Annotated in this window: 3 protein-coding genes; all 3 read left to right on the top strand. The window is 64.5% G+C overall.

The window, feature by feature from the left end:
* Positions 1-940 (top strand): LPS export ABC transporter permease LptG (gene lptG, locus C2U70_RS31720; protein ID WP_140982567.1); only part of this gene is annotated, 940 nt, incomplete at its 5' end.
* Complete coding sequence (locus C2U70_RS31715; RefSeq protein WP_186294589.1) at positions 940-3,450, top strand: LPS-assembly protein LptD; 2,511 nt, start codon at positions 940-942, stop codon at positions 3,448-3,450. The genes lptG and C2U70_RS31715, both read left to right, overlap by 1 nt.
* 71 nt (positions 3,451-3,521) lie before the next feature.
* Positions 3,522-4,360 (top strand): SurA N-terminal domain-containing protein (locus tag C2U70_RS31710; RefSeq protein WP_433960724.1); only part of this gene is annotated, 839 nt, incomplete at its 3' end.

Raw genomic sequence — 4,360 nt, 5'->3', positions numbered from 1 at the left:
GATCGCCGAGACCTCGCTGTTCCGCGTGCCGCAACTTCTGGAGAAGCTGACGCCGTTCTGCATGCTGATCGGCGCCATGACCTGCTATCTCGCCCTCTCCCGCCGGCTCGAGCTGGTGGTGGCGCGCGCCGCCGGCATCTCGGCCTGGCAGTTCGTCTCGCCCGCGCTCGGCAGCGCGCTCTTGATCGGCTTCATCGCCACCGTCGCCTACAATCCGATGTCGGCGAATCTGCGCGAGCTCTCCAAGCGCATGGAAGCCGAGCTGTTCGGCTCGACGCCGGGCGGCGGCATCCAGGACGCCTCCGGCTTCTGGCTCAACCAGATCACCAATGACGGCCAGATCATCATCAACGCCGCGCGCAGCGAGAAGCAGGGCGTGCGCCTCACCGGCCTGACGCTGTTTCGTTTCGATACGGAGTCGCACTTCAAGGAGCGGATCGAGGCGCGCGAGGCGACGCTGGAGGCCGGCCACTGGCTGTTCCAGAATGTCCGCCGCTACGCGCTCGATGCGCCGCCGGTGGACCAGGCGCGAATGGAGATTCCGACCTCGCTCACCGAGGCGCAGGTTCGCAACAGCTTTTCCACACCGGAAACTGTGTCCTTTTGGCAACTACCGAACTACATCCGCTCCTCCGAAAGCTCGGGCTTCGCGACAGCCGGATATCGACTCCAGTATCACAAGCTTCTGGCACAGCCGTTTTTGCTCGCAGCAATGGTGATGCTGGCGGCTTCCGTATCGCTGCGCTTCTTCCGGATGGGCGGCGTACAGAAGATGGTTTTGAGTGGCGTGGGCGCAGGCTTTCTGCTCTACGTTCTGTCCAAAGTTACTGAGGATTTGAGCAAGGCTGAGTTGATGCATCCGATCGCTGCGGCGTGGTTGCCCGTTGTGGTGGGCGGCCTCACCGGCTTTTTGGCCTTGCTCTATCAGGAGGACGGTTAGTGAGTGCCGTCCGACGAGGGCTCGTGTCTGCGTTGACGTTGCGCACCCTGGTGCGCGCGAACGACGGTGGCTTGCCCGTGCGTAACTCGTCCAGACGAGTCGTGGTTGCGTTCCTGGCTGCGCTGGCGCTGGCTGGGCTCGCCGATGTCGCGACCGTTGCGCCCGCGTCCGCCCAGGCCTTCACCTACAATCCGCTGCCGCCGCGTCCCAAGCCGCCGAAGGCCGCCAATGACGGGCAGATGCTCGTGCAGGCGGTCGAGGTCGACTACGACTACAACAACTCGCGCGTGTCCGCGGTCGGCAACGTGCAGATGTTCTACAACGGCACCAGCGTCGAGGCCGACAAGGTCATCTACGACCAGAAGACCAAGCGCCTGCATGCCGAGGGCAACATCCGCATGACGGACGCCGACGGCAAGATCACCTATGCCGAGATCATGGATCTCTCGGACGACTATCGCGACGGCTTCGTCGATTCGCTGCGCGTCGACACCGCCGACCAGACCCGGATGGCTGCGACCCGCGCCGACCGCTCCTCGGGCAACTACACGGTGTTCGAGAACGGCGTCTACACGGCCTGCGCGCCCTGTAAGGACGATCCGAAGAAGCCGCCGCTCTGGCAGGTCAAGGGTGCCCGCATCATCCACGACCAGCAGGAGAAGATGCTGTATTTCGAGACGGCGCAGCTCGAATTCTTCGGCGTGCCGCTCGCCTACATGCCCTACTTCTCGACGCCCGACCCGACCGTGAAGCGCAAGACCGGCTTCCTGATGCCGGGCTTCACCTCGAGCTCGACGACCTTCGGCTACGGCGTCGAAGTCCCGTTCTACTGGGCGATCGCACCGGATTACGATTTGACGCTCAACCCGCGCATCACGACGCGGCAGGGCGTGCTGCTGCAGGCCGAATTCCGCCAGCGCCTGATGGACGGCGCGTATTCGATCCGCGCCTACGGCATCGACCAGCTCGATCGCGGCGTGTTCGCCGGTCAGCCCGGCGACAAGGAGTTCCGCGGCGGCGTCGAAACCCATGGCCAGTTCGCGTTGAACGACAAATGGGTCTGGGGTTGGGACGGCGTCGTGCTGTCCGACTATTACTTCATGTCGGACTATCGCCTGTCGCAGTACCGCGATCCGTTCTCGTCGTTCCTGCTGCTGCCGACCGAAGCCCTGTCGCAGCTCTACCTGACCGGCGTCGGCAACCGCAGCTTCTTCGACGTGCGGACGATGTACTATCTGAGCTTCTCGGGTAACCAGAGCCAGGTGCCGGTGGTCTGGCCGGTGCTCGACTATTCGAACGTGCTCAACTACCCCGTCTTCGGCGGCGAGTTCAGCTACAAGACCAACTTCCTCAATCTGTCGCGCGACACCGCCGTGTTCGATCCGATCACGACGCTCGCCAACACCAACGGCCTGTGCACGACGGCGTCGGCCGATCCGCTGGCGCGGATGCCGTCGCAGTGCCTGTTGCGCGGCTTCCCCGGAACCTACACCCGCTTCACGGCGGAGGCGCAGTGGCGCAAATCCTTCACCGATCCGTTCGGCCAGATCTTCACGCCGTTCGCGATCCTGCGCGCCGACGCCATCAACTCCTCGGTCTCCAACCAGCCGGGCGTGTCGAACTTCCTCCCCGTCGGCGACACCCAGGCGCTGCGGCTGATGCCGACGGTGGGCCTCGAATACCGCTATCCCTTCATCAACGTTCAGCCCTGGGGCACGACCACCGTCGAGCCGATCGCGCAAGTCATCGTCCGGCCGAACGAGACCTATGCCGGCAGGCTTCCCAACGAGGACGCGCAGAGCCTGGTGTACGACGCCAGCACCCTGTTCAGCGTCGACAAATTCTCCGGCTACGACCGCGTCGAAGGCGGCGGCCGCGCCAATGTCGGCGTGCAGGCGACCACGCAGTTCGACAAGGGCGGCTCGGTCAACATGCTGTTCGGCCAGTCCTACCAGCTCTTCGGCATGAACTCCTTCGCGGTCGCGGACGCCACCAATACCGGCCTCGGCTCCGGCCTCGACAAGCCGCGCTCCGACTACGTCGCCCGCGTGAACTACTCGCCGAACCGCACCTACACGTTCAGCGTCCGCGGCCGGTTCGACGAGCAGACCTGGAACGTGCAGCGCTTCGAGGCCGAAGGCCGCGCCAATTTCGACCGCTGGTCGGTCAGCATGATCTACGGCAATTACGCGCCGCAGCCGGAGCTCGGCTATCTGACGCGGCGCGAGGGCATCCTCACCTCGGGCTCACTGAAGGTCGCGGCCAATTGGGTGGTGACGGGCTCGGCACGCTGGGATCTCCAGGCCAACAAGATCAACCAGTACGTGGTCGGCGCCGGCTACGTCGACGATTGCTTCGTGCTGGCGGCTAACTATGTAACGTCCTACAGCTACACCGCCGGAACCGCCCCCCCGACATTGAGCCACGCGTTCATGTTCCAGTTCGGCCTTCGGACCCTGGCAACGTCCTCGGCCTCGGCGACGAACAGTTCCACCGGCTTTATGCAGTAGCGATGCGTAGACGCCCCGGCTTGGGAGCTCCCGATCGCGAGTTCACCCCGGCTGACATGCGAGCGACAATGATGACGACCCGATCGCCAATGCACCGCCTCCTCCGCTTCACCCTCGCTTTGAGCATGGGCGCCGGATTGCTGCTGATCGCAGGCATGGCGCCGTCGCAGGCGCAGAACATCGTTCTCATGGTCAACGGTGAGCCCGTCACCGACTTCGACATCGAGCAGCGCAGCAAGCTGAACGAGCTGATCACCCACAAGAAACCCGCCCGGCAGGACGTCATCAACGAGCTGATCGACGAGAAGGTGAAGATCAAGGAAGGCAAGAAATACGGCGTCGATCCCAGTCCGTCCGACGTCGAACAGTCCTATGCGGGCATGGCCCAGCGGATGCGGATCAACACCGACCAGCTCACCAAGTCGCTCGAGGTCAAGGGCATCCGCCCGGACACGCTCAAGGCCCGCATGCGCGCGGAGATGGTCTGGACCAGCCTCGTGCGCGGCCGCTTCAAGGAGCGCCTGCAGGTCGGCGAGAAGGACGTCGCCGCCGCCGTGACTGCCCAGGACGGCGAAAAGCTCCAGATCGAGGGCACCGAGTACAAAATGCAGCCGATCGTGCTGGTGGTGCCGCGCGGCTCGCCCGACGCCTCGCTGGAAGCGCGCAAGAAGGAGGCCGAGCTCTATCGCTCCCGCGTCGGCAGTTGCGATGAAGCCAACTCGCTGTTCCGCTCGACGCCGAACGCCACGATCCGCGACAGCGTGACCAAGACCACGGCCGACCTGCCCGAGCCGCTGCGCAAGGTTCTCGACGACACGCCGATCGGCCATCTCACCCCGCCAGAGGTCACCCGTGCCGGTATCGAGATGGTCGTGCTGTGCTCGCGCAAGCCGACCATCTCGATACCGGC

The organism is Bradyrhizobium guangdongense, from assembly GCF_006483445.1.
GTDB classification, from domain to species: domain Bacteria; phylum Pseudomonadota; class Alphaproteobacteria; order Rhizobiales; family Xanthobacteraceae; genus Bradyrhizobium; species Bradyrhizobium guangdongense_A.
This window is presented reverse-complemented; position numbering and strand designations above follow the sequence as displayed.